The organism is Frigoribacterium sp. AC759 (assembly GCF_979256015.1).
On sequence record NZ_CEEDMT010000002.1, the window covers coordinates 97,042 to 120,565 of the forward strand.

Here is a 23,524-nt window from a genome sequence, read left to right on the forward strand (position 1 = left end):
CTTCTGGTGCGTGGTGCTCAGTACGTCGCGAGGAGGTCCCGGAGGACGCGACTGCCAAAGGATAGTGCGTCGAGGGGGACGCGCTCGTCGACCCCGTGGAACATCGCGGGGAAGTCCATGCCCTCGTCGAGACGCAGGGGGGCGAAGCCGTAGCCGGCGATCCCGAGGAGGCTCAGCGCCTTGTTGTCCGTGCCGCCCGAGAGAAGGTAGGGCAGCACCGGGGCACCCGGATCGTGACGGTGCAGGGTGGCCTCGATGGCCTCGACGAGGGGCCCGGAGAACGGCGTCTCGAGCCCGATGTCCGTGTGCATGGTCACGATCTCGATGTCGTCGCCGACGAGGTCGCGCACCTCGTCGAGGACGGCCGCCTCCTGACCGGGCATGCAGCGGATGTCGACCAGCGCCTCCGCGGTGTCCGGGACGACGTTGTGCTTGTAACCCGCCGTCAGCATCGTGGGGTTCGTGGTCGTGCGGAGCGACCCCCGGATGAATCCCCTGGCCGTGCCCGTCTGGAGGACGAGCTCGTCGGGCGACACCTGTTCGACGTCGACGTCGAGGATCCGCGCCACCTGCCGCAGCAGTGCGGAGGTGGTGTCGGTCAGCGTGATCGGCCACTGTCGACGCCCCAGCGCGGCGACCGCCTCGGCGAGCCGGGTGACGGCGTTCGCCTCGATCATCTGGGATCCGTGGCCGGCCGTTCCGCGGGCGATCAGCTTGACCCAGATGAGGGCCTTCTCGCCCGTCTGCAGCAGATACGACCGTCGGCCGTCGATGAACGTCGAGTAGCCGCCCACCTCGCTGATGGCCTCGGTGGCCCCGTCGAAGAGCTCGGGGTGCTCCTTCACGAGGAAGTGCGACCCGAGTACTCCCCCGGCCTCCTCGTCGGCGAGGAACCCGACGACCAGATCGCGCGCCGGTCGTTCGCCCGACCGGAGGATGTCGCCGATGGACGAGAGCATCATCGCGTCCATGTTCTTCATGTCGACGGCACCACGGCCCCAGAGCATGCCGTCGCGCACCACGCCGGCGAACGGATCGACCGACCAGTTGGCCGGATCGGCGGGCACCACGTCGAGGTGCCCGTGGACGATGAGGCCCGGCTTGGCCCGGTCGCGACCCTCGATCCTGGCCACGACGCTGACACGCCCGGGCTCGGACTCGAACAGCTGCGGCTCGACGCCGAGCGCCCGCAGCCGGTCGGCGACGTAGTCGGCCGCCTCGGCCTCGCCGTTCGACCGGCCCCCGCCGTAGTTGGAGGTGTCGAAGCGGATGAGGTCGCGGGCGATCGTCGCCGTCTCGTCCAATTCGGGCTCCGGGGCGGAACCGGCGGTGTCGCCGTCGAGGGGCTGCGCAGGTGTCGTCGTCATGGCGACCACGCTACCCGGAGGGTTCCTCGGCCCTGTCGTCGGGCCGCGACGAGCGGCCCACCCGCCCTGTGGTCGAGAGGCCCTCTCGAGCCGTGCTAATGTTTCGTGGTCGGCTTCGGCCGGCACCATCCAGTCCGGGTGGCGGAAATGGCAGACGCGCTAGCTTGAGGTGCTAGTGCCCGTATAGGGCGTGGGGGTTCAAGTCCCCCCTCGGACACCGAAGACAAGCCTTGCAGGCGGACTTCACACGGTCTGTGTTGAGACAGACGAAAGACCCGATCACCACTGGTGATCGGGTCTTTCTGGTTTCCGCGGTCGCAGGTGCCGCCGGCGTAGGGTTCGGGCCAGCACACGACGAGAGGACCCCCATGGAGTACGCACGACTCGGAACCAGCGGACTGACGGTCTCGGCCGTCACCCTCGGCTGCATGAGCTACGGAGTCCCCGAGCGGGGCTCGCACGCCTGGACGCTCGGCGAGGACGACAGCCGGCCGTTCATCCGCCGCGCCCTCGAGCTCGGCGTCACGACCTTCGACACCGCCGACGTGTACTCCGACGGCACCAGCGAGGAGATCGTCGGCCGGGCCCTGCGCGACTTCGCCACGCGTGACGAGGTGGTCCTGGCGACCAAGGTGCACGGTCGGATGCGCCCCGGGCCGAACGGCGCCGGTCTCAGCCGCGGTCACATCATGAGCGCCGTCGACGACAGCCTGCGTCGTCTGGGCACCGATCACATCGACCTGTATCAGATCCACCGCTTCGACCCCGAGGTACCGGTGGAGGAGACCATGGAGGTGCTCCACGACCTGGTGCGCGCCGGCAAGGTGCGGTACCTGGGCGCGTCGAGCATGTGGGCCTGGCAGTTCGCGTCGATGCAGCACGCCGCCGACCTCGGCGGGTGGACCCGTTTCGTGTCGATGCAGGACCAGTACAGCCTCATCCAACGGGAGGAGGAGCGCGAGATGCACCCCTACTGCGTGGACCAGGGCGTGGGCGTGCTGCCCTGGTCGCCTCTCGCCCGCGGTCGGCTCACGCGCGACTGGGACGCCGCCACCTCGCGCAGCGAGACCGACGAGTTCGGCCGCACCCTCTACCGTCAGCGCGAGGAGGGCGATCGCCGGGTGGCCGCCGCCGTCGCGGAGGTCGCGGAGGCGCGGGGCGTCTCACGCGCGCAGGTCGCGTTGGCCTGGGTGCGGCAGCAGGACGCCGTCACCTCCCCCATCGTCGGAGCGACGAAGATGCAGCACCTGGACGACGCGGTCGCGTCCGTCGACCTGTGGCTGACGGACGACGAGCTCGACGCGCTCGAATCCCCCTACGTCACGCGCGAGAACGAGGGCTTCTGACCCGCGGGCCCGTGGTCGGGCCTACTGTGAGCGTCACGCGCGGCGACCACGTCGTGCGAACCATCCGACGGAGGCAACCATGGGCAGCGAGTCGAACGAGAACGTCGAGCACACCGAGAAGACGGAGAAGACGGGCGGTGCGGGCGACGCGACCGTGACGCGCACCGAAGAGACCACGACCGAGCGGAGCGGCTCGTACGTCGACAGCGACATCCCCGCCGACGGGGACGAGGGGCACGAGGCGCACGGCGCGAAGTCCGACGAGGCCGACGGCGAGTTCACCGACTCGGACATCCCCGCCGACCGCTGACCACCTCGACGACCCGGCGACCGCTGCGCCTCGCGGAGCGGTCGCCGGGTCGACGCATCCCCGACGGACTTCGTGCGCGTCGGACCGCCGGGCATCACGCACGGTACGGTCGACGCGGGAGGAAACATCTATGACAACGCGCATCGTAATTCTCGGCGGCGGTTCCGCCGGGCTGACCACAGCTCTCGAGCTCCAGAAACGCCGACCCCCGCAGAACGCGAGCATCACGCTCGTCGATCAGGCCCCGTACTTCACGTACCAGCCGTTCCTGCCCGAGGTCGCCGGCGGCCACATCGCACCTCGCGACGTCACCGTGCCGCTCCGCAAGGCGCTCCGCAAGACCAAGGTCGTCGAGGCGGCCGTCTCGGGTCACGACCGCGCGGCGAAGACCGTGTCGGTGACGACCGGCGACGGCGTCACGAGCACCATCGCCTACGACCAGCTCGTCGTGGCCCTCGGCGCCGTCACCCGCACGTTCCCCACCCCCGGGCTCGCCGAGAACGGCGTCGGGTTCAAGAGCGTCGAGGAGGCCCAGTACGTCCGCGACCGCATCCTCGGGAACATCGCCGAGGCGGCCTCGGTCTCAGACCCGGCCACGCGACGCAAGCTCCTGACCGTCGTCTTCGTCGGCGGAGGCTACACCGGCGTCGAGGCGATGGCCGAGCTCGATGACGCGGCGAAGGCCGCGGTCGACTCGTTCCCGAACCTGTCGCGCGACGAGCTCCGCTTCGTCCTCGTCGAGGCCCTCGACCGCGTCGCCCCCGAGGTCGGCCCCGAGCTGTCCAAGTGGACTCTCGGGCACCTGCGCTCGCGCGGCATCGACATCCGCCTCAAGACGACGATGCCCTCGTGCATCGACGGCGACGTCGTCCTGAGCGACGGCGAGACCATCCCCGCGGGCACCATCGTCTGGACGGCCGGCGTCAAGCCGAACCCCGTGCTCGCCGACCTCGGTCTGCCCCTCGGGCCGCGCGGCCACGTCAACGTGTCGGCCACGCTGCAGGTGCAGACCGACGAGGGCGACGTCCTCGACGGCGTCTGGTCGCTCGGCGACGGCGCCCAGGTCCCGAATCTGCTCAGCGAGCAGCAGCCGGCCTACTACCCGCCGAACGCGCAGAACGCCGTCCGACAGGCGGTGACCGTCGCCGACAACATCATCGCGCAGCTCTCGGGTCAGCCGATCGCCGAGTACCGTCACGAGTCCGTCGGAACGGTCGCGAGCTTCGGCATCGGCAAGGGCGCGGCGAACATCAAGGACGTCAAGATGAAGAACGTCCCGGCCTGGCTCGCCCACCGGGGCTACCACCTGTACGCGATGCCGACGCTCAATCGCAAGTGGCGCATCCTCACGGGCTGGATCACCAACTTCTTCGGCGGACGCGATCAGACGCCGCTGGTCGGCATGGCCGACCCGCGCGCGGGCTTCCTGAAGGTAACCCCGTCGGTCCCGGCCGACGGCGGAGCCAAGAAGAAGAAGTAACGCTCGAGCGATCGATCAGGAGGCGCGTCCCGGGGAACCGGGGCGCGCCTCCTCGGTCTGCGGGGTCGGTGCCGCACCCCGGGGCAGGCGCAGCGAGATGATCGCGCTCACGGCCAGCAGGGCCCCGGCCGACCCGAAGGCGACCGCATACGACGTCGTGTCGACCAGCAGCCCCGCCACCAGCGGGCCCGCGATGGCGCCCAGGTCCGAGCACATCGAGAAGACGGCCACCGGGCGCCCGCCGCGGCCGCCCGCCGCGTCGCCCACCAGAGCCGCCGGGGCCGTGCCCATGAAGGCCGTCGCGACGCCGTAGACCGCGAGCAGCACGCCGAGCATCACGATGTCGGTCGAGAACGCCACCGCCGCGAGGGTCACGGCCGCGACGGCGAACGCTCCGATCATCGCCGGGCGGCGACCGACCGTGTCGACCAGCTTCGCCGCCGGTGCGAGGGCGAGCGTCTGCGCGACGGCGGCCACGGCGAAGACGATGCCCGTCCAGGCGGTCGTGCCCTTGAGCACCTCGACGACGAGGACGGGCACGAGGGCGCTCCGCACGCCGAGCGACGACCACCCCTGGCTGAAGCTCGCGACGCAGGCGGCGCGGAACCGGATGTCTCGGAGCACCACGGCGAACGGCACGGGCGGCTCGGTCGAGGTCGTCGACGTGCGCCCTCTCGCAGGGCGCAGCAGGACGACGCCCACGAGACCGGCGATCAGCAGCGTGGCGGCGTAGAAGAAGAACGGCGCCGTCAGCGAGATCGTCGCCAGCACGCCGCCGAGGGCCGGCCCGGCCATGCCGCCGACCAGGAACCCGCCCTGGTAGAAGCCGATGGCGCGCGCCCGGTGCGAGGGCGCCGTCGTGGCGAGCAGGAGGGTCATGGCGGCGATGCTGAACATGGCCGATCCGATGCCGCCGAGTCCGCGCAGCAGCAGCAGCTGCGGGTACGTCTCGGCCAGCCCGGCCAGACCGCTCGAGACGGCCACGATGCCGATCCCCACCGAGAGCACCAGCCTCTCGCCGGCCCGGTCGAGCAGCTTGCCGACGAAGGGGCTCGCCACGAGGCGCATCAGGGCGAACGCCGAGAGGACGGCGCCGACCAGGGTGTTGTCGACCCCGAAGCTCCGGGCGTAGACGGGCAGCACGGGCACGACGACGCCGAAGCCGACCATCACGAAGAAGGCGATGACGCCGAGCACGACGACGTCGCGTCCGAGACGGACACGGGGGGAGGCGGTGGGGGCGTCGGGCGCCGGGGTCGACATCCCCTCAGGGTACGTGCCCGGCCGCGGTCAGACGCGCGCGCCCGTGAGCGAGAACGGCCCGAGCAGACCCGCGAAGTCCTTGCGCGGCGGTGCGGCGTACTCGCCGCGGGTGCTCGTCCGCAGGCGCAGCCGGACGAGCGACTCCGCGAAGGCCGTCGCCGCTCCGACGCCGTCGACGACCGGGGCGCCGAGCTCGTCGCTCAGGTCGTGGCAGAGGTCGGCCATCCCCGCGCAGCCGAGGACGACCGCGTCGGCCCCCGCGGCGAGCACGGCGCGGCACTCGTCGGCGACGACCCGCCGCGCCTCCGAGGCGGGGTCGTCGAGCTCGAGCACGGCGATCTCGCAGGCCCGGACCTCGACGCAGGCCGGCCCGAAGCCGTAGCGGTCGACCAGCTCGCGGGCGCGGCCGGTCGTGCGACCGAGCGTCGTCACGACCCCGAACCGACGCGCGACGAACGAGGCGGCATGGAACGCGGCCTCGGCGATGCCGATCACCGGGCCCCGGGCGAGCTCGCGGGCGGCGTCGAGACCCGGGTCGCCGAAGCACGCGACGACGTACGCGTCGACCCCGTAGCGTTCGCCCCGTGCGATCTGCTCGAGGAGGCCCGGCACGGCCAGCGCCTCCTCGTAGTGACTCTCGATCGAGGCCGGCCCCATGGTCGGGTTGACGGCCGTGACGCGGGTCGACGGCGAGGCCGCAGCCCGCGCCGCGATGCCGATCGATCGGGTCATGCCGACGCTGGTGTTCGGATTGACGACGCGGACGTGCATGATGCGGGGCTCCTCAGGCGGTGGTGACGGTCGTGCCGTCGTCGACGGTCGTGCCGTCGTCGACGGTCTCGTCGTGGGCGTCGAGCGACGGCATCTGCGGCCGGCGCCGTTCGAGGAGCCGGAAGGAGACGAGCCCGAGCCCGCAGCCGACGAACCAGCTGTAGTCGCTGATCCAGGTCGCCGACGGGCCGCCGAGGTCGACGACCAGGGCCGGGACGACGGCGATCGCGATGGACACGAGACCCGACCCGACGAGTGCGCGGACGGCGTTCGGATTGACTCCCCCGCGGTACCAGTACCGCCCCGCCGGGCCCATCGTGTACAGGTCGTCGACGGCGATGCGCTGCCGTCCGACCAGGTAGTAGCCCGCGATGAGGATGCCGAAGAGCGGGCCGATCAGCGCGCCGAGCACCCCGAGGGAGTACTGGATCGCCTGCGCGTCGCCGTACCAGTTCCAGGGGGTGAGGGCGACGCTGCCGACGGCCGCGATCATGCCGCCGGCCCGCCAGCTGATCCGACGCGGGCTGACGTTCGTGAAGTCGAACGCCGGCGAGATGAAGTTCGCGACGATGTTGATGCCGACGGTGGCCGTGATGAACGTCAGTCCGCCGAGCAGGATCGCGAAGGGCGTCCCGATGGCGTCGACGGTCTCGATGGGGTCGGTGATCAGACGGCCGAACACCGGGACGGTCGCGGAGGCGCAGATCACCGTGAGCAGCGAGAAGAAGAGGAAGTTGACGGGCAGACCGAGGAGGTTTCCCCTCTTCACCGCGCGGAAGCTGCGGCCGTACCGGGCGAAGTCGCCGAAGTTCAGCATCGGACCGGAGAAGTAGCTGACCACGATCGCCACCGCCGAGAGCATGAGCGGGATCGAGGCTCCGAACTCCAAGGGCGGCCCGGCGGAGAGGTTCAGGCTGATGGCGCCCCAGCCGGCCTGCGAGACGAGGTAGACGGCCAAGGCGATCATGACGACGTAGACCGCGGGGCCCGCGAAGTCGATGAACCGGCGGATGGACTCCATCCCCCGCCAGAACAGCGCGGCCTGAGCCACCCAGAGGATGCCGTAGCTGATCCAGCCGAGGGCGTCGAGACCCAGGAACGACGGCCCGAGCAGAGCGGCGCTGGCGGGGAGGAACTTGAGGAACACGATGGTCAGGGCCTGCGACGCCAGATAGGTCTGCACGCCGTACCAGGCCGTCGCGATGAGACCGCGGATGACCGCCGGGATGTTCGCCCCGCGGACCCCGAAGACGGCTCGGTTGACGACCGGGTAGGGCACGCCGGTCCGCTGGCTGGGCTTGGCGACGAGGTTCGTGAAGACGTTGACGATGAGGATGCCGGCCACGAGGGCGACCAGCACCTGCCAGCTGGCGATGCCGAGGGCGAACAGGCTGCCCGCCGTCACGTAGCCCCCGACGGAGTGCACGTCGGACATCCAGAAGGCGAAGATGTTGTAGCCGCCCCAGGTCTGCCGGGTGAGCGGCGCCAGGTCGTCGTTCGTCAGATCGGGGTGGTAGCCCGCCTTCGCGGCGGTGGCCGCCCCCGACGGGTGCTGCGCTGCCGTCTCGACGGGCGGTGCGGTGTTCGATGCCACGATTGCCTCCTGAGGGACGAGGTAGCGTGAGGGGGAGGTGATCCTCGTCGTGCTGTGAATCTATGGCTTCACACGGCGTCGTCGGTTTCCGGCTTGTAACGAGCGTGTGACAGCAGTCGCTTCACACCCGACCGATCGGCGACCCGTGACCGTTCCGCGCCTGCCCCGCCCCTCCGACGACCCCGTCGAGCTCGACGCGGCCGTGCTCGGATCGCGCCTCCGAGAGCTCCGCCTCGCCCGCGGCATGTCGTTGCGATCGCTCGCCGCCAGGCTCGAGATCTCGCCGAGCGCCGTGTCGCAGCTCGAACGCGGTGCCCGGCGGCCGTCGGTGAGCCGGCTGCTCACCATCGTGCAGGTGCTGGGCGTCCCGCTGGCCGACGTGTTCGAGGCCGAGACGGCGGGGGCGGTCGACGAGACCGACGCCGCGCCTCCTCGGGGTCCGGTCGTCGCCCGGGCCGACGAGACCCGGCCGGTCGTGCTCGGCGACGGGGTCGTCTTCCGGCGGTTGTCGCCCGGCCACCTCCGCGGAGTCGACTTCTTCGAGTCGACCTACCCGCCCGGAGCCTCGGCGACCGGGGTCAACGACCTCGTCACGCACGAGGGGTACGAGGTCGGCACCGTCGTCTCGGGCGAGCTCACCATCGACTTCCCCGACGAGCGCGTCGTCGTCGGGGCCGGCGACTCCGTGACGTTCCCGTGCGATCTGCCGCACCGGCTCGGCAACCTCGGCGCGGTCGACGCCGTGGCCACCTGGCTCATCGTCCACCCGGGGGCCTGAGCCGCCCGGCGCCGAGCACTGTGTGACGCCGTGTGTCGCCGCCCGGGAAACGTCGCGCGAGTGCCCGAACAATGGACGCATGACTCGACGAATCCGGTTCAACGCCTTCGACATGAACTGCGTGGGGCACCAGTCCCCCGGGCTGTGGCGCCACCCCGACGACCGTTCGGCCGACTACACGAAGCTGAGCTACTGGACCTCGCTCGCGCGCCTCCTCGAGAAGGGCGTCTTCGACGGGCTCTTCATCGCCGACGTGCTCGGCACCTACGACGTCTACGGCGGGAACCACGACGCCGCGCTGCGGAACGGAACCCAGACCCCCGTCGGCGATCCCATCCTGCTCGTCTCGGCCATGGCGGCCGCGACCGAGCACCTCGGCTTCGGGATCACCGCCGGCACGGCCTACGAGCACCCCGTGCCCTTCGCCCGCCGCATGTCGACGCTCGACCACCTGACGGAGGGGCGCGTCGGCTGGAACGTCGTCACCGGCTACCTGCCGAGCGCCGCCCGCAACATGGGAGCCGACGACCAGCTCGACCACGACACGCGCTACGACCAGGCCGACGAGTACCTCGAGGTGCTCTACAAGCTCTGGGAGGGGTCGTGGGAGGACGACGCCGTCGTCCGCGATCGCGAGAGCGGCGTCTTCACCGACCCGTCGAAGGTGCACTCCATCGATCACGACGGCACGTACTACAAGGTGCCCGGCATCCACATCGCCGAGCCCAGCCCGCAGCGGACGCCGGTCATCTACCAGGCCGGCGCTTCCCCCCGCGGCATCCGGTTCGCCGCCGGGAACGCCGAGTCGATCTTCGTCGCCGCGCCCACGAAGGAGCGCCTCGCGACGACCGTCGCGAAGCTGCGGGACGCCCTCGAGGCGGCGGGGCGCGACCGCTACTCGGCGCGCATCTACACGCTGCTGACGATCATCACCGACGCGACGCCCGAGGCGGCGGCGGCGAAGCACGAGGAGTACCAGCGGTACGCGTCGCACGAGGGCGCCCTCACGCTCATGTCGGGCTGGATGGGCGTCGACCTCTCGACCTACTCGCTCGACGACCCGGTCGGCGACGTCGAGAGCAACGCGATCCAGTCGGCGCTGGCCAACTTCCAGGCGCAGGCGGGCGACACGGGCAAGGAGTGGACGATCCGCGACATCGCCGAGGCGGCGGGCATCGGCGGCCTCGGCCCGCGCATCGTCGGCTCGGGCGAGGAGATCGCCGACCAGCTCCAGGAGTGGGTGGACGAGACGGACGTCGACGGCTTCAACCTCGCCTACGCCATCACGCCCGGCACGTTCGAGGACATCGTCGAGCACGTGATCCCGGTGCTCCAGGCCCGCGGCGTCTACCCGACCGAGTACGAGCCGGGCACTCTCCGCCAGAAGCTCTTCGGACGCGGCGACCGGCTGCCCGCCGAGCACCACGGGGCCCGATTCACGGTGGGAGGCGCGGCGACGGCCTCGTAGTCGAGCCCGGGCCGCGATGACACGGCTCTCGCATCCTGGTTAGGGTGGAACACCCTCGCGTCCTCGTCGGTCGGGAGGTGACGGGCCACGAGGGTCCGTCGAGACGAGGGGCGGGCGACGATGGTGTTCGATTACGTGGCCGCGAGGTGGGACCAGATCTGGTTCGCCTCGTGGCAGCACTTCTCCCTCGTGGTGCAGTGCGTCGTCCTGGCCGTCGTGCTGGCCGTCGTCATCGCGGTGCTGGTGCACCGCAGCGCCTGGTTGAGCGCCGTGGCCAACGGCGTGTCCGCCGTGGGTCTCACCCTCCCGTCGTTCGCGCTCGTCGGCCTCCTGATCCCGTTCCTCGGATTCGGCGTGCCGCCGGCGGTCGCCATCGTCACCTTCTTCGCGACCCTGCCCATCCTGCGCAACGCCGTCGTCGGGCTCAACGAGGTCGACGCGTCGCTGCTCGAGTCGGCGCGCGGCGCGGGGATGGGCTCGATGCGCACGCTGCTGACGGTGCAGCTCCCCCTGGCCTGGCCGATCATCCTCACCGGCGTCCGCGTCAGCGCGCAGATGGTGATGGGCATCGCCGCCGTGGCGGCCTACAGCCTGGGGCCGGGTCTCGGCGGCTTCATCTTCTCGGGTCTGTCCCGAACCGGCGGTGCGAACGCGCTCGCCTCCGTCGTCACCGGGGTCGTGGGCGTCGTCGTCCTCGCCGCCGTGCTCGATCTCCTGCTCGTCGGCCTCGGCCGCCTGACCATCTCGCGAGGTATCCGTGTCCAGAACTGACTCCCCCGCCGTCCCGTCCACCGGAGACGTCTCCGGCAAGGCGATCCGACTCGAGCAGGTGACCAAGCGGTACCCGGGTCAGGCGTCCCCGGCCGTCGACGGCATCACCCTCGAGATCCCGGCCGGCAAGATCGTCATGCTGGTCGGCCCGTCCGGCTGCGGCAAGACCACGACGCTGAAGATGATCAACCGCCTGATCGAGCCCACCGAGGGCCGCATCGTGCTCGGGGACGACGACGTCACCGACATCGACGGCGACGATCTCCGACGTCGCATCGGCTACGTGATCCAGGCCGGCGGGCTCTTCCCGCACATGACGGTGGCGACGAACATCGGGATCGTGCCCAAGATGCTCGGCTGGTCGAAGGAGCGGATCGCGGCCCGCGTCGACGAGCTGCTCGAGCTGGTCTCGCTCGATCCTGCGACGTACCGCGACCGGTTCCCCCGCGAGCTCTCCGGCGGGCAGCAGCAGCGCGTCGGCGTGGCGCGCGCCCTGGCCGCCGACCCGCCCGTGCTCCTCATGGACGAGCCCTTCGGCGCGGTCGACCCGATCACCCGCCAGCGCCTCCAGGACGAGCTGATCAACATCCAGCACGAGCTGCAGAAGACGATCGTCATCGTCACCCACGACTTCGACGAGGCCGTGAAGCTCGGCGACTGGATCGTGGTCTTCTCGGAGGGCGCGCACATCGTCCAGTACGACACCCCCGAGCGCATCCTCGCCGAGCCGGCGAACGAGTTCGTCGAGAACTTCATCGGCTCCGGTGCGGGGCTGAAGCAGCTGACCCTCAGCCGCGTCGGCGACGTGGATCTCGAGGAGGCGGTGGTCGCCTCCCCCGGCGAGTCCGGCGCCGAGGTGCTCGCCCGTGCGAAGGCCGCCGGTCACAATCACGCCGTCGTCGTCGACGAGCGCAACCGGCCCATCGCCTGGCCCTCCACGAGGCAGCTCTCGCGACTCACCACGGTGCCGTCGACCGTCGACGACGATCTGCCCGTCATCGGCAGCGGCGCCACCCTGAACGACGCCCTGGACACCATGCTCGTCTCGAGCGCCGGTGCGGCCCTCGTGACCGGGCGCCGGGACTCCTTCATCGGCGTCATCACGGTCGAGGTCGTGATGGAGGCCATCACGAGGGCGCGGAAGGCCGCCGCCGTCGCAGCCGACTACACGCCCGTGGGCACGAACACGGGCCCCCTCGACGCCCTGCCGACGTCGACGGCGGGCTCACTCCCCACGGCGGACTACGAGGCGGCGCCGGGCGGCGACGCGCGTCCTGCCGACGGCGGCCGACCGTGAGCGCCGCGGCCGCCGCCCCCGTCGCCGGCGCGCGCGGGCGACCACGCCGGGCCTGGCTGGCCCTCCTGCCCCAGCCGATCGCGGTCCTCCTCGGATTCGTCGCCTTCGCGGTCTGGCTGTCGGTCGCCGACCTCACCGCCGGCGAACGCACCACGTTGAACACCGACACCCTCCTGTCGCTGATGCGCGAGCACCTCGCGCTGACGTTCGTCTCGGCGCTCGTCGTGCTCGTCATCGCCATCCCGCTCGGCATCCTCCTCACACGGAAGCCGTTCGTGAAGGTCAGCGGCGGCATCCTCGCGGTCGCGAACTTCGGGCAGGCCGCCCCCGCCATCGGCCTCATCGTCCTCCTGGCGTTCTGGCTCGGCTTCGAGTTCCGGGCGGCGGTGGTGGCCCTCGTGCTCTACGCGGTCCTCCCCGTGCTGCGCAACACGATGATCGGCCTGCAGAGCGTGGACGCCCGCCTCGTCGAGGCGGGCCGGGGCATGGGCATGAGCGCGTTCTCCGTACTGATGAAGGTCGAGCTGCCCCTGGCCGTGCCGGTGATGCTGTCGGGCATCCGGACGGCTCTCGTGCTGCTCGTCGGCTCGGCCGCATTGGCCACGTTCATCGGGGCGGGCGGGCTCGGGCTGCTGATCACCACGGGCGTCAACCTCTTCCTCCCGCGCGTGCTCGTCTCGGGTGCGATCCTCATCGCACTGCTCGCACTGCTCATCGACTGGCTGGGGCGACTCGTCGAGCACGTCGCCCGTCCGAAGGGACTCTGACCCATGGCATCGACCCCCACCGGGCGCCCAGCCCTCGTGACACCTCGCCGCCTGCGACGCCTCGGGGTCGTCCGCGGAACGGCCGCCGGATTCGTCGCGGTCGCGACCGTGGCCGGACTGACCGGATGCGGTCTGCAGCCGGCGACGGCCTTCGTCCCCGCCGTGGCACCCGGCTCGATCGAGGCGATCGAGGGTCTGCCCGACGACGCCGCGCTCACCGTCACGGCGAAGAACTTCACCGAGCAGCTCGTGCTGGGCAAGATCGCCGTGCTCGCGGCGCAGGCGGCGGGCTTCGAGGTCACCGACCTCACGAACGTGCCCGGCAGCGTCGCCGTGCGGCAGCTCATGCTCGACGGCGACGCCGACATGACGTACGAGTACACCGGCACCGCGTGGCTCACGTACCTCGGCGAGGCGGAGGGGATCCCCGACCAGGAGGAGCAGTACGAGGCCGTGCGCGACGCCGACGTCGCCAACGGCCTGACCTGGCTCGAGCCGGCACCGCTGAACAACACGTACGCCATGGCGGTCCGGTCGGAGGCGGTGGCCGAGCTGGGCGACGTCGCCACGCTCTCGGACATCGCGGCCCTCCCGGTCGAGCAGCGGACGTTCTGCGTCGAGGCGGAGTTCAACTCGCGTGCCGACGGGTTCAAGCCCATGCTCGAGCGCTACGGACTCGAGCTGGGCGCCCCTGACGGAGTGCCGACCGACAACGTCAGCATCCTCGACACCGGGACGGTCTACGAGGCGACCGACCGGGGCAACTGCAACTTCGGCGAGATCTTCACGACCGACGGCCGCATCGACGCGCTCGACCTCACCGTGCTGGAGGACGACGAGGGCTTCTTCCCCGCCTACAACGCGGCCCCGGTGCTGTCGACCGCGACGCTGGAGACGTACCCCGGGCTCGCGGACGTCTTCGACCAGATCTCGCCCGAGCTGACCGACGAGGAGCTCCGCCAGCTCAATCTGCGGGTCGACGTCGAAGGCGAGGAGCCTGCGGACGTCGCCTTCGACTGGATGGTCGACAAGGGCTTCGTCACCCGCCCCTGACGTTCCCTCCCCACCTCGGTCGGGTGACTCCCTCACGTGTCCGGGCTGTGGACGGCGTCCTGCCGACGTCCGCGCCTCGGCACGCTGGTGCCATGACCTGTCGAACACCCCCGGATCCTCACCGCCCAGTGCCGGACGAGGCGGCCCTCGCCGCCCGGGCGTCCGAGCTGCTGCCGGTGGCCATCCGGCGTCAGCTGTGGACGCTCTTCTTCGACGCCGACGATGTGCAGCTGCCCATGATGGTCCCCTTTGAGGGGATCTCGGAGTGGCCGTCACCTCGCGCCGTCGACGACTGGGGCGTCGCCCTCGAGGCCGTCGTGGCCGAGTTCCACGTGGCGTGGCTCGCCTTCGTGGTCGAACGACCGGGCGCGTCGACGGCGAGCGAGTCGGATCTCGCGTGGCGCGACGCCCTGCTCGCCCTGGGTGCTACGGGCGGTCTGGTCGTACGGTCCGTGCTGGGCTGTTCGGACGACGGCGTGACATCGTGGTCCGCCCAGGGAGCACGGACGTCCGACCAGAGCGACGAACGGGCCCGGGTGATCAGCAGGGCGGTCGCCCGACAGACCCGTGGTCAGTCTTCGCCGAGGCGCCTGGCCCTCGCGGAGGTGCTCCCCCTGCGCTGACCCCGCTCCCGGTCGAGATGACGCCACCACGCGGTCTCCGCCTGCTCGGCCGAGGTGAAGACACCCAGCGGCCGTTGCTCGGTCTCGACGAGCGACCACAGCGTCAGGCGGTACCCGCCGCCGAACCGCTCGATCAGGGCCTGAGGTGCAGCGTCGGCGTCGCGGCGGACGAACCACCGATCGTGACCGATCTCATCGAGCATCCCCCGATCGTACGCGGCGGGAGCGCCAGCGGCTGAGTCGCAGTTCGGACCCGGCGGGGAGCTGCGCCCTCGGCCGGGTCCGACTCACTTGCGGTTGCCGATGCGGCCGCGCAGCACGTCGATGCGTTTCTGGATCTGCTCGGTGCTGGCCTGCGCCACGGAGGGGCCGCCGCTGATGCGCCGCAGGTCGGCGTGGATGAGACCATGCGGTTCGTTGGAGTGACGCGACCAGATGGAGACCAGCCGGCTGAGCTCCTGACGCTGCTCTTTGATCGTCTGATAGAGGGGACGGGCCGTCTCGACGGAGGCGGCGACCGTCGGCAGACCCGTCTTCGACGAACGACGTGCCTGCGTCGCCTGCCGTTGCCGCAGCAGGTCGCGCACCTGGTCGGGTTCGAGCAGGCCGGGGATCCCGATGAAGTCGAGCTCTTCGAGGCTCCCGATCTCGCCGCCGGTGCCGAACTCGCCGCCGTCGTAGAGGACACGGTCGAACGAGGCCTGCGAGTCGAGGGCCTCGAAGGGCTGCTGCTCGAGCAGGCTCGACGCCTTCTCCTCTCGGTTGGCGGCCGCCATCATGTCCTCTTCGGGGGCGAAGATGCCGTCGTCGGCGTTCGTCGGGCGGTCGAGCGCGTGGTCGCGTTCGAGTTCGAGCTGCCCGGCCAGCGCCATCAGACTCGGGACGCTCGGCAGGAAGATCGACGCGGTCTCACCCCGACGACGGGCACGCACGAAGCGACCGACGACCTGGGCGAAGAACAGCGGCGTGGATGCGGAGGTCGCGTAGACGCCCACTGCCAGCCGCGGCACGTCGACGCCCTCGGAGACCATGCGGACCGCGACCATCCATCGGCTCTCGCTCTCGGAGAACGCCTGGATCCGGTCGCTGGCCGCCTTCTCGTCGGAGAGGACCACGGTCGGGCGTTCGCCGGTGATCTTCTGCAGCACGGCGGCGTACTGACGCGCGACCGTGTGATCGGTGGCGATGACCAGCCCGCCGGCGTCGGGGACGCCGCGACGCACCTCGGTGAGGCGCTTGTCGGCGGCCGAGAGCACGGCCGGGATCCAGTCGCCCTGCGGCGAGAGGGCCGTCCGCCAGGCCTGCGCGGTGATGTCTTTGGTCACGGCCTCGCCCAGGGAGGCGCTCATCTCGTCGCCCATGCGCGTCCGCCACCGCATCTGCCCGGCGTAGGCCATGAACAGCACCGGCCGGACGACCCCGTCGGCGAGGGCGCGACCGTAGCCGTAGGCGTAGTCGGACCGCGACGTCCGGATGCCGTGCTCGTCGGCCGAGTACGTGACGAAGGGGATGGCCGCGGTGTCCGATCGGAAGGGGGTGCCGGTGAGGGAGAGTCGCCGCGTCGCCTTGCCGTAGGCCTCGCGGATCCCGTCGCCCCAGCTGAGGGCGTCGCCGCCGTGGTGGACCTCGTCGAGGATCACGAGAGTGCGACCCGCCTCGGTGAGCGCACGGTGGACCTCGGGGTTCATGCCCACCTGGGCGTATGTGACCGCGACACCGTGGTAGTGCCGACCGAAGGTGACGTCCGCGTTCTTGAACATGGGGTCGAGTCGGAGGTTGACCCGGTCGGCCGCGTCGGCCCACTGGCGCTTGAGGTGCTCCGTCGGCGCGACGACGACCACCCGGTCGACGACCCCGCGCGAGAGCAGCTCGGTGGCGAGACGCAGGGCGAACGTCGTCTTGCCGGCACCGGGGGTGGCTGCGGCGAGGAAGTCGACCGGGTCGGTGGCGAAGTACTGCTCGAGGGCCTCGGCCTGCCAGGCGCGCAGCTTCGCGGCGGTGCCCCAGGCCGCCCTCTCGGGGAACGCGGGCGAGAGGTGCTCGGCGGCCGAGTTGCCGGCCGAGACGCCGACGTCGGTCAGATCGAGAGTGCCGTCGTCGCGGATGTCGTCGGGCCCCGAAGGGTCGTCCACGCTAGCTGTGCTCACTCGACCCCACTGTACCCGGGGTCGACGGACGGCTCGACCGGCGAAGGCCCCGGACGGCCCCGCGGCGGACGACCCGAGCCGGGTCGGCCCGAGCCCGGTCGACCGGTGCCCTGGCGGAGCAGCGACGCCGGCGTCAGCATGGCCGCACCGAATCGGGCCTGCAGGGCGTCCATCGTCGACTCGGCCTCGCGCCAGTCGGCGTCGTCGTCCCACAGGCCGAGCGAGAGCCCGCCGCCCCCGCCGGGTACGAGCTGCTCCACGCGCACCCCGACCAGTCTGATGCGCTCGTGCTGCTTGCCCGTCGCCTCGTAGACGGCGCGCACCTCGTCGTAGATGCGGCGCCCGAGGTCGGTCGGCTCGGCCAGCGTCTTCGACCGGGTGATCGTGGCGAAGTCTGTGGTGCGCAGTTTGAGCACGACGGTGCGGCCGCTCATCCCCGCCGCGCGCAGTCGCACGCCGACCTTATCGCTGAGGCGGAGGAGCTCGCGCCGGATCTCGACGGGGTCGGTGACGTCGGTCGAGAAGGTGACCTCGTGCCCGACGCTCTTCTCCTCGGCCGTGGTCGTCACGGAGCGGGGGTCGCGGCCCCAGGCCAGCGAGTGCAGCTTGGCGCCGCCGGCCGGCCCGACGGCTCGGACGAGGGTGTCGAGGGGTGCGTTGGCGACGTCGCCGATCGTCCGCAGGCCGAGATTGAGCAGGGTCTCTTCCGTCTTGCCGCCGACCCCCCAGAGCCCGCTGATCGGACGCGGGTGCAGGAACGCGAGTGTGGCCTCGTGCGGCACGATGAGCAGACCGTCGGGCTTGGCGACGCTCGAGGCGAGCTTCGCGACGAACTTGGTCGACGCGGCGCCGATGCTGCAGTGCAGACCCGTCTCGGCGTGCACGCGCCGACGGAGCTCCGTCGCGATGTCGAAGACGGACCCGAGCAGTCGGATCGACCCCGAGACGTCGAGGAAGGCCTCGTCGATGCCCAGCCGTTCGACCATCGGCGTGACGTCGTCGAACATCGACATGACGATCGACGAGTAGTGCCGGTACTTCTCGCCATGCGGTTCGAGGACGATCGCCTGCGGGCATCGCCGCAGGGCGATCGCCATGGGCATGGCCGAGTTGACGCCGTACTTGCGGGCCTCGTACGTCGCCGCCGTGACCACGGACCTGTCCGACCGGTGACCGATGACGACCGGGAGGCCGCGCAGATCGGGGCGGTCGAGCAGCTCGACCGACGCGAAGAAGGCGTCCATGTCGACGTGGAGGATCGGCGCGGTCGCATCGTCGGTGGGCACGGTGGTGACCAGCCGCCCGCTGCCGTCCTGTTTGCTCACCCGTGCATCCTCACACGGGCCTCCGACATCCGCTGCTCAGGAGACGGGCCCGAGCAGCCAGGCCGCCGTCGTGGCGTGCGCCGAGTCGGTGCTCGAGGGGTGGAACCTGCCGGCGAGCACGTCGCGCTGCAGGCGTCCCAGCTCGGACGACCTGCGGTACGAGGCGCCGCCGGCTACCGAGACGGCCTGATCGACGACGGCGCGGGCGGTCTCGGTCGTGCGGGTCTTCAGCCCCACGACACGGGGGAACCACGACGCTCCGTGGTCGACCATCGAGTCGACGTCGCGGGCGATCGAGTCGACCTGCGGCTCGATGCCGTCGAGCGCGATGGCCGCGTCGGCGATCCGCCAGCGGACGATCGCGTCGTCCGAGAGCGGCGCCCCGCCGGCTCGACGCGACCCCCGGGTCGTGGCCGACTCGACGGCCAGTTCGACGGCACGCCGGGCGATCCCCCGGTACACCGCCGACACCAGCGTCTCGAAGACCGCGAACACGGCGAAGACGAACGGGTCGGCGCTCGGTCCGACCGGCAGACGACGGACGATGCGCGACGCCGCGACGGGAGCCTGCTCGAGACGCGTGGTGTGACTCTGGGTGGCCCGCATGCCGATGGTGTCCCAGTCCCCCAGCGACTCGTGTCCGCCGTCCTCGCGTCGCAGGAACCCGTGCACCAGCGCAGGGGCGTCGGGGTCGCCGTCGTCGCGGCCGAACACGCCGAGGCGGGTCCAGACCGGCGAGAGCGAGGTGAAGATCTTGGTGCCGGTGAACCGGTAGCCGCCCTCGCCGTCGGGCTCGGCCCTCGTGACCGAGTCGAAGAGCACCAGGTCGTTGCCCGGCTCGCTGACGCCGAAGGCGAAGATCTCGTCGCGGCCGGCCTCGTCGAGCACGTACCCGAGCGAGTCGTCGCCGCGGGCGTGCAGCAGTGCGGCGCAGCCCGTCCACACCAGGTGCATGCCGACGGCCAGCGCGGTCGCCGGGGCCGCCGTGGCCAGGCGACTCTGCAGGGCCGCGACGGCCTCGAGTCCGAGACCCGCGCCTCCTCGGTCCTCCGGGACGAACAGTCGCAGCCAGCCGCGAGACCTGAGCTCGTCGAGGTCGTCGACCGGGAACGCGTTCTCGTGATCGGACACGGCCGCCCGCTGCCGGAAGCGCTCGAGGAGCTCGTCGGGCAGCGCCTCCTCGGGCGTGGTGCCGCGGGTGATGGGCGAGACGGGGCCTGGTTCGTGCACGGGTCGAGAGTAATCCGCCCGGCGGGTAACGTGGTGGGCATGTCGCAGCAACATCCGTGGTCTCGTTACGTCGCCCTGGGCGACTCGTTCACGGAGGGCATCGGCGATCCCGAAGAACGCTCGCCGGGCGGGCACCGGGGCTGGGCCGACCGGGTGGCCGAGGTCCTCGGGTCGTCGACGGAGGACTTCGCGTACGCCAACCTGGCCGTCCGCGGCCGACTGCTGCAGCAGATCATCGACGAGCAGGCCGACGCCGCGCTCGCGCTGCGCCCCGACCTCGTCACGGTCTCGGCCGGGGGCAATGACATCATCCGCCCGGGCACCGACCCCGACCGGGTCGCCGCCGGCTTCGAGGGGCTCGTCGAGCGTCTCGGCAGCGACGGGGCCACGGTCGTCGTCTTCACCGGGCCCGACATCGGGTCCACCCCCGTGCTCGGCCGACTGCGCGGCAAGGTCGCGATCTACAACGAGCACGTGCATTCGATCGCGTCGCGGCACGACGCCGTGGTGGCCGACATGTGGGCGCTCCGCGAGCTCTCCGGGCCGGGCATGTGGGCACCCGACCGGCTGCACTTCAGCCCGCTGGGTCATCACACCATCGCGCGGATGGTCCTGGCCTCCCTCGCCGTCGAGAACGACCTCGAGCCCTACCGGCCCGAGCCGCTCGCGCGGCGCCCGTGGCGGCAGGCGCGCTCGGAAGACATGGGCTGGGCGCGCGAGTACTTCGTGCCCTGGGTGGTCCGTCGGATCCGGCACCAGTCGTCGGGCGACGGTCGGCAGGCGAAGCGGCCCGACGCCGTCATGGTCGTCCACCGCGACGAGCCCTGAGGTCAGCCCTCCCCCGGCATGCCTCGAGAGGCCGAGGAGGCGCGGTGCGATTCAGGAGGTGCGGCTCAGCCCGGCCGCGATCTCACGCGGGTGCGTCAACCGCCACCACGCCCCCGGCTCGGGGATGTCGCGATCGAGCTCGAGGGGCACGTCGACGACCTGGTCGTCGACCGTGAAGCGCACGGACCCGACCTCGGCCCCCGCCGCGTCGGGCCCGATCGGCTTTGTCGTCACGACGGCGTCGACCGCCTCGTCGCCCCAGACGAGCACCGAGGCGTCGTCGGCGGCGACGGCCTCGCCCTCGGCACCCCACGGCATGTCGTACCGTCCGAACGAGTCGCCCGCCCGCGCGAGGTCGATGGTCTGGAAGCGCGCGACCGAGCTGGCGAGCAGGGCCTGCACGTCGAGGTCGAGGGCGTCGTGGTCGACGCCGCCGAGCATGACGCCCACCACCGTGACCGTCTGATCGTCGATCGCGTAGTCGGCGGAGAAGAGGAGACAGGCGCCGGCCTCGTCGAGGGTGCCGGTCTTGATGCCGGTGACGCCGTCGAGTCCGAGCAGCTCGTTCGAGTTCTCGATCTCGCCGACGCCGGGGACGGTCACGGCGTCGGTGCGGACGATCTCGGCGACGACGGGGTCGGCGAGGGCGAGTCGGCCAAGGGCGACGAGGTCGGTCGCGGTGCTCGTGTTCGCCGGCGACATGCCCGTCGGCTCGACGATGGTTGTCGAGGTCAGGCCGTTCTCGTCGAGCCACGCGTCGGTCGCGGCGACGAACGCGTCGGTGCTGCCGAAGGCCCACAGCGCCAGGGCGTCGGCGTAGTTGTTGGCCGACTCGATCAGCGACACCTCGAGGGCCTGACGCTGGGTCAGACGGAGACCGGCTGGCATCGGCGCCACCTTGCCGTTCCGGGCGAGGTACGCGTCGTAGAGCGCGGCATCGTCGGCGTCGAAGGTGATGACCGGCCCGTCGCCGCCGTCGAGGGGTCTCGCGTCGAGCACGACGAGGGCGCTGACGATCTTGCTGATGCTGGCGATCGGTCGGGGTCGGTCGTCGCCGCTCGTCGTCAGGCTGTCGTCGTAGCCGAGCGCCTGGACCGCCGTGGCCCCGTAATCGGGGAACGTCAGCGCCGGGGCGGCTTGACGGGGGGCCTCGAAGACGGAGGCGGTGGCCGACTGCGGCGACGTGGGGCCGGCGAGGGCGAGGGACGTGTACGACCCCGTCAGGACGACTAGCACGGCGACGGCCGCGGCGACCACACGACGGCGCGGTCGCCCGGGGCGCCGGCTCATCGACCCTCGACCGTGGCGGCCGGGACGCGCAGGGCCCAGAGGGCCACGGCCGAGGCCGCGGCGACGTTGAGGCTGTCGACGCCGTGCAGCATGGGGATCGTCACGACCACGTCGGACGATCGGAGGGCCGCGCGGCTGAGTCCGTCGCCCTCGGTGCCGAGGAGGAGCGCCACCCGCTCAGGAGGATCGGCGGCGTAGGCGTCGAGCGGCACCGCGTCGTCGGACAGGGCGAGGGCGGCCACCTCGAACCCCGCGGCGCGCAGCAGCTCGCCGCCCTCCGGCCAGTCGGGGAGGCGCGTCCACGGCACCTGGAGCACGGTGCCCATGCTGACGCGGACGCTCCGGCGGTAGAGCGGGTCGGCGCAGCGGGGGGTGACGAGGACGGCGTCGGCGCCGAGCCCGGCCACGGCCCGGAAGATCGCCCCGACGTTGGTGTGGTCGACGATGTCCTCCAGCACGACGACCCGGCGGGCGCCGGCGAGGACGTCGGCGATCTCGGGCAGCGCGGGGCGGTGCATGGCCGCGAGGGCGCCGCGGTGCAGGTGGTAGCCGGTCAGCGTCTCGAGCAGGGCGGCGTCGCCGATGAAGATCTCGCCCTCGAGGTCGGCCACGAGCGGTTCGATGTCGGCCAGCCAGCGGTCGGTCATGAGCACCGACCGGGGCACGTGACCCGCCCGGAGGGCCCGCTCGATCACCTTCGACGACTCGGCGATGTAGAGGCCGCCCTCGGGCTCGGTCACCCGGCGGAGCGCGACGTCGGTGAGTCGGCGGTAGTCGGCCAGAGCCGGGTGGTCGAGATCGGTGATGCGGGTGATGCGCACGGTGCTCCGGGGCGGTGAGGTCCGGGCCGTGGCCGGCCGGCGGAAGGAAAACGGGGGGTGACGACGTTTAGGCTAACGTCCACCGACCCGAAGGAGCCCCGATGGTGCCGGACGCCACGTCCTCGAGCAGCAGCGCCGTCGAGCCCGCCGCCGATGCCGCCTCGCTCGACGCCGCCGTCGAGGTCCTCCGAGGCCGCCGCGTCGCCGTGCTGACGGGCGCCGGTGTCAGCACGGACTCGGGCATCCCCGACTACCGCGGTGCGGGTGCTCCCCCGCGCAACCCGATGACGTTCCAGCAGTTCCTCTCGAGCGACCGCTATCGGAAGCGCTACTGGGCCGGCAGCCACCTCGGCTGGAAGTCCTTCCGGTCGTCCGAGCCGAACACCGGCCACCGCGCGCTGGCCGACCTCGAGCGCGCCGGGGTGATCAACGGCGTGGTGACGCAGAACGTCGACAACCTGCACGTGCGGGCCGGTTCGCGTCGGGTCGTCGATCTGCACGGCACGGTCGACCGGGTGATCTGCCTGACCTGCGGCCAGTCGTTCGCGCGCGACATGGTCGCCGCCCGACTCGCGGCGGCGAACCCCTGGCTCGAGCATCCCGAGAGCGTCCGGCTCGCGCCCGACGGCGACGTCGAGGTCGACGACATCGACTCGTTCGAGGTGCCGGTCTGCACGGTGTGCGGCGGCATGCTGAAACCCGACGTCGTCTTCTTCGGCGAGTTCGTCCCGGTCGAGCGCTTCGCCGAGGCGCGCTCGCTCGTCGTCGCCGCCGACGCGCTGCTCGTGGCGGGCTCGTCGCTGGTCGTCAACTCGGGCATCCGCCTGCTCGACCAGGCGACGCGTCGACGTCTGCCCGTCGTCGTCGTCAACCGCGGCGTCACGAAGGGCGACGGTCGGGCCGCGGTTAAGCTGAACTCCGGCACGTCAGAGACGCTGGCGGCCCTCGCGGAGCGTCTGATCCCCTGACGGGTCGTTCCGCCGATCGGAGGAACG

Annotated in this window: 22 protein-coding genes and 1 tRNA gene; 13 read left to right on the forward strand and 10 right to left on the reverse strand. The window is 71.4% G+C overall.

Features of this window, described 5'->3' with window-relative positions:
• Window positions 1-17 precede the first annotated feature (17 nt).
• A complete protein-coding gene (locus ACZ6JE_RS03360; protein ID WP_464318214.1) occupies window positions 18-1,367 on the reverse strand; it encodes a M20/M25/M40 family metallo-hydrolase in 1,350 nt (449 codons plus the stop codon).
• Between the two features lie 132 nt (window positions 1,368-1,499).
• Here ACZ6JE_RS03360 and ACZ6JE_RS03365 point away from each other — a divergent pair.
• The 4 genes from ACZ6JE_RS03365 (at window position 1,500) to ACZ6JE_RS03380 (ending at window position 4,503) form a co-directional block, all read left to right on the forward strand.
• Window positions 1,500-1,584, forward strand: a tRNA-Leu gene (locus ACZ6JE_RS03365).
• 151 nt (window positions 1,585-1,735) lie between these two features.
• A complete protein-coding gene (locus ACZ6JE_RS03370) occupies window positions 1,736-2,713 on the forward strand; it encodes an aldo/keto reductase (protein ID WP_464318215.1) in 978 nt (325 codons plus the stop codon).
• A 79-nt stretch (window positions 2,714-2,792) separates the two neighbouring features.
• On the forward strand, window positions 2,793-3,023 hold the full coding sequence (locus ACZ6JE_RS03375; RefSeq protein ID WP_192060394.1) for a hypothetical protein: 231 nt from the start codon (window positions 2,793-2,795) through the stop codon (window positions 3,021-3,023).
• A 130-nt stretch (window positions 3,024-3,153) separates the two neighbouring features.
• Window positions 3,154-4,503 (forward strand): NAD(P)/FAD-dependent oxidoreductase, encoded by a 1,350-nt coding sequence (locus ACZ6JE_RS03380; protein WP_192060393.1) that lies wholly within the window; start codon window positions 3,154-3,156, stop codon window positions 4,501-4,503.
• 15 nt (window positions 4,504-4,518) lie between these two features.
• Here ACZ6JE_RS03380 and ACZ6JE_RS03385 read toward each other — a convergent pair whose 3' ends face one another.
• The 3 genes from ACZ6JE_RS03385 to ACZ6JE_RS03395 are packed head-to-tail and all read right to left on the reverse strand — an operon-like array spanning window position 4,519 to window position 8,131.
• Window positions 4,519-5,766, reverse strand: coding sequence for an MFS transporter (locus tag ACZ6JE_RS03385; RefSeq protein ID WP_464318216.1), 1,248 nt, complete (start codon window positions 5,764-5,766; stop codon window positions 4,519-4,521).
• A 27-nt stretch (window positions 5,767-5,793) separates the two neighbouring features.
• Window positions 5,794-6,537, reverse strand: coding sequence for an aspartate/glutamate racemase family protein (locus ACZ6JE_RS03390; RefSeq protein ID WP_464318217.1), 744 nt, complete (start codon window positions 6,535-6,537; stop codon window positions 5,794-5,796).
• 13 nt (window positions 6,538-6,550) lie between these two features.
• Window positions 6,551-8,131 carry an NCS1 family nucleobase:cation symporter-1 gene (locus tag ACZ6JE_RS03395; protein ID WP_464318218.1) on the reverse strand — a complete coding sequence of 527 codons (1,581 nt, stop codon included), beginning with the start codon at window positions 8,129-8,131 and terminating at the stop codon, window positions 6,551-6,553.
• 145 nt (window positions 8,132-8,276) lie between these two features.
• On the opposite strand from ACZ6JE_RS03395, the gene ACZ6JE_RS03400 reads away from it, so the two are divergent.
• From ACZ6JE_RS03400 to ACZ6JE_RS03430, 7 genes are all read left to right on the forward strand, one after another.
• A complete protein-coding gene (locus ACZ6JE_RS03400) occupies window positions 8,277-8,909 on the forward strand; it encodes a helix-turn-helix domain-containing protein (protein WP_464318219.1) in 633 nt (210 codons plus the stop codon).
• A 79-nt stretch (window positions 8,910-8,988) separates the two neighbouring features.
• Window positions 8,989-10,377 carry an LLM class flavin-dependent oxidoreductase gene (locus ACZ6JE_RS03405; protein ID WP_464318220.1) on the forward strand — a complete coding sequence of 463 codons (1,389 nt, stop codon included), beginning with the start codon at window positions 8,989-8,991 and terminating at the stop codon, window positions 10,375-10,377.
• 120 nt (window positions 10,378-10,497) lie between these two features.
• Window positions 10,498-11,148, forward strand: coding sequence for an ABC transporter permease (locus ACZ6JE_RS03410; protein ID WP_197981868.1), 651 nt, complete (start codon window positions 10,498-10,500; stop codon window positions 11,146-11,148).
• Window positions 11,135-12,445 (forward strand): ATP-binding cassette domain-containing protein, encoded by a 1,311-nt coding sequence (locus ACZ6JE_RS03415; RefSeq protein WP_464318221.1) that lies wholly within the window; start codon window positions 11,135-11,137, stop codon window positions 12,443-12,445. Before ACZ6JE_RS03410 ends, ACZ6JE_RS03415 begins: the two co-directional genes overlap by 14 nt.
• Window positions 12,442-13,212: an ABC transporter permease gene (locus ACZ6JE_RS03420; protein ID WP_464318222.1), complete on the forward strand. Its 771-nt coding sequence runs from the start codon at window positions 12,442-12,444 to the stop codon at window positions 13,210-13,212. The genes ACZ6JE_RS03415 and ACZ6JE_RS03420 overlap by 4 nt, the downstream gene beginning before the upstream one ends.
• Window positions 13,213-13,215: 3 nt before the next feature.
• On the forward strand, window positions 13,216-14,265 hold the full coding sequence (locus ACZ6JE_RS03425) for a glycine betaine ABC transporter substrate-binding protein (RefSeq protein ID WP_464318223.1): 1,050 nt from the start codon (window positions 13,216-13,218) through the stop codon (window positions 14,263-14,265).
• A gap of 128 nt (window positions 14,266-14,393) precedes the next feature.
• Window positions 14,394-14,888: a hypothetical protein gene (locus ACZ6JE_RS03430; RefSeq protein ID WP_464318224.1), complete on the forward strand. Its 495-nt coding sequence runs from the start codon at window positions 14,394-14,396 to the stop codon at window positions 14,886-14,888.
• On the opposite strand, the gene ACZ6JE_RS03435 is transcribed toward ACZ6JE_RS03430, so the two are convergent.
• From ACZ6JE_RS03435 to ACZ6JE_RS03450, 4 genes are all read right to left on the reverse strand, one after another.
• Entirely contained in the window at window positions 14,837-15,091 is a 255-nt protein-coding gene (locus ACZ6JE_RS03435; protein ID WP_320477204.1) for a hypothetical protein, read from the reverse strand. The genes ACZ6JE_RS03430 and ACZ6JE_RS03435 overlap by 52 nt on opposite strands.
• A gap of 84 nt (window positions 15,092-15,175) precedes the next feature.
• Entirely contained in the window at window positions 15,176-16,969 is a 1,794-nt protein-coding gene (locus tag ACZ6JE_RS03440; RefSeq protein ID WP_464318306.1) for a DEAD/DEAH box helicase, read from the reverse strand.
• A 62-nt stretch (window positions 16,970-17,031) separates the two neighbouring features.
• On the reverse strand, window positions 17,032-18,360 hold the full coding sequence (dinB, locus tag ACZ6JE_RS03445) for a DNA polymerase IV (RefSeq protein WP_192060385.1): 1,329 nt from the start codon (window positions 18,358-18,360) through the stop codon (window positions 17,032-17,034).
• 36 nt (window positions 18,361-18,396) lie between these two features.
• Window positions 18,397-19,590, reverse strand: a complete 1,194-nt coding sequence (locus tag ACZ6JE_RS03450) for an acyl-CoA dehydrogenase family protein (RefSeq protein ID WP_320478906.1) — start codon at window positions 19,588-19,590, stop codon at window positions 18,397-18,399.
• Window positions 19,591-19,629: 39 nt separating this feature from the next.
• Between ACZ6JE_RS03450 and ACZ6JE_RS03455 the strand changes: the two genes are divergently transcribed.
• Entirely contained in the window at window positions 19,630-20,418 is a 789-nt protein-coding gene (locus ACZ6JE_RS03455; RefSeq protein ID WP_464318225.1) for an SGNH/GDSL hydrolase family protein, read from the forward strand.
• A 51-nt stretch (window positions 20,419-20,469) separates the two neighbouring features.
• Here the strand turns inward: ACZ6JE_RS03455 and ACZ6JE_RS03460 are convergent, their stop codons facing one another.
• Together ACZ6JE_RS03460 and ACZ6JE_RS03465 are read right to left on the reverse strand one after the other, a co-directional pair.
• Window positions 20,470-21,708: a D-alanyl-D-alanine carboxypeptidase family protein gene (locus ACZ6JE_RS03460; RefSeq protein ID WP_464318226.1), complete on the reverse strand. Its 1,239-nt coding sequence runs from the start codon at window positions 21,706-21,708 to the stop codon at window positions 20,470-20,472.
• On the reverse strand, window positions 21,705-22,529 hold the full coding sequence (locus tag ACZ6JE_RS03465) for a TrmH family RNA methyltransferase (RefSeq protein ID WP_192060381.1): 825 nt from the start codon (window positions 22,527-22,529) through the stop codon (window positions 21,705-21,707). Before ACZ6JE_RS03465 ends, ACZ6JE_RS03460 begins: the two co-directional genes overlap by 4 nt.
• Before the next feature lie 101 nt (window positions 22,530-22,630).
• Between ACZ6JE_RS03465 and ACZ6JE_RS03470 the strand changes: the two genes are divergently transcribed.
• Window positions 22,631-23,497, forward strand: coding sequence for an NAD-dependent protein deacetylase (locus ACZ6JE_RS03470; RefSeq protein WP_192060380.1), 867 nt, complete (start codon window positions 22,631-22,633; stop codon window positions 23,495-23,497).
• The last annotated feature ends 27 nt before the right edge of the window (window positions 23,498-23,524 follow it).

Bases quoted from the DNA above. Each gene is read 5' to 3' on its own strand.
- ACZ6JE_RS03385 (WP_464318216.1), bottom strand. From the start codon at position 5,766: ATGTCGACCCCGGCGCCCGACGCCCCCACCGCCTCCCCCCGTGTCCGT.
- ACZ6JE_RS03370 (WP_464318215.1), top strand. From the start codon at position 1,736: ATGGAGTACGCACGACTCGGAACCAGCGGACTGACGGTCTCGGCCGTC.
- ACZ6JE_RS03455 (WP_464318225.1), top strand. From the start codon at position 19,630: ATGTCGCAGCAACATCCGTGGTCTCGTTACGTCGCCCTGGGCGACTCG.
- ACZ6JE_RS03460 (WP_464318226.1), bottom strand. From the start codon at position 21,708: ATGAGCCGGCGCCCCGGGCGACCGCGCCGTCGTGTGGTCGCCGCGGCC.
- ACZ6JE_RS03375 (WP_192060394.1), top strand. From the start codon at position 2,793: ATGGGCAGCGAGTCGAACGAGAACGTCGAGCACACCGAGAAGACGGAG.
- ACZ6JE_RS03435 (WP_320477204.1), bottom strand. From the start codon at position 15,091: ATGCTCGATGAGATCGGTCACGATCGGTGGTTCGTCCGCCGCGACGCC.
- ACZ6JE_RS03470 (WP_192060380.1), top strand. From the start codon at position 22,631: ATGGTGCCGGACGCCACGTCCTCGAGCAGCAGCGCCGTCGAGCCCGCC.
- ACZ6JE_RS03380 (WP_192060393.1), top strand. From the start codon at position 3,154: ATGACAACGCGCATCGTAATTCTCGGCGGCGGTTCCGCCGGGCTGACC.
- ACZ6JE_RS03410 (WP_197981868.1), top strand. From the start codon at position 10,498: ATGGTGTTCGATTACGTGGCCGCGAGGTGGGACCAGATCTGGTTCGCC.
- ACZ6JE_RS03390 (WP_464318217.1), bottom strand. From the start codon at position 6,537: ATGCACGTCCGCGTCGTCAATCCGAACACCAGCGTCGGCATGACCCGA.
- ACZ6JE_RS03405 (WP_464318220.1), top strand. From the start codon at position 8,989: ATGACTCGACGAATCCGGTTCAACGCCTTCGACATGAACTGCGTGGGG.
- ACZ6JE_RS03425 (WP_464318223.1), top strand. From the start codon at position 13,216: ATGGCATCGACCCCCACCGGGCGCCCAGCCCTCGTGACACCTCGCCGC.
- ACZ6JE_RS03360 (WP_464318214.1), bottom strand. From the start codon at position 1,367: ATGACGACGACACCTGCGCAGCCCCTCGACGGCGACACCGCCGGTTCC.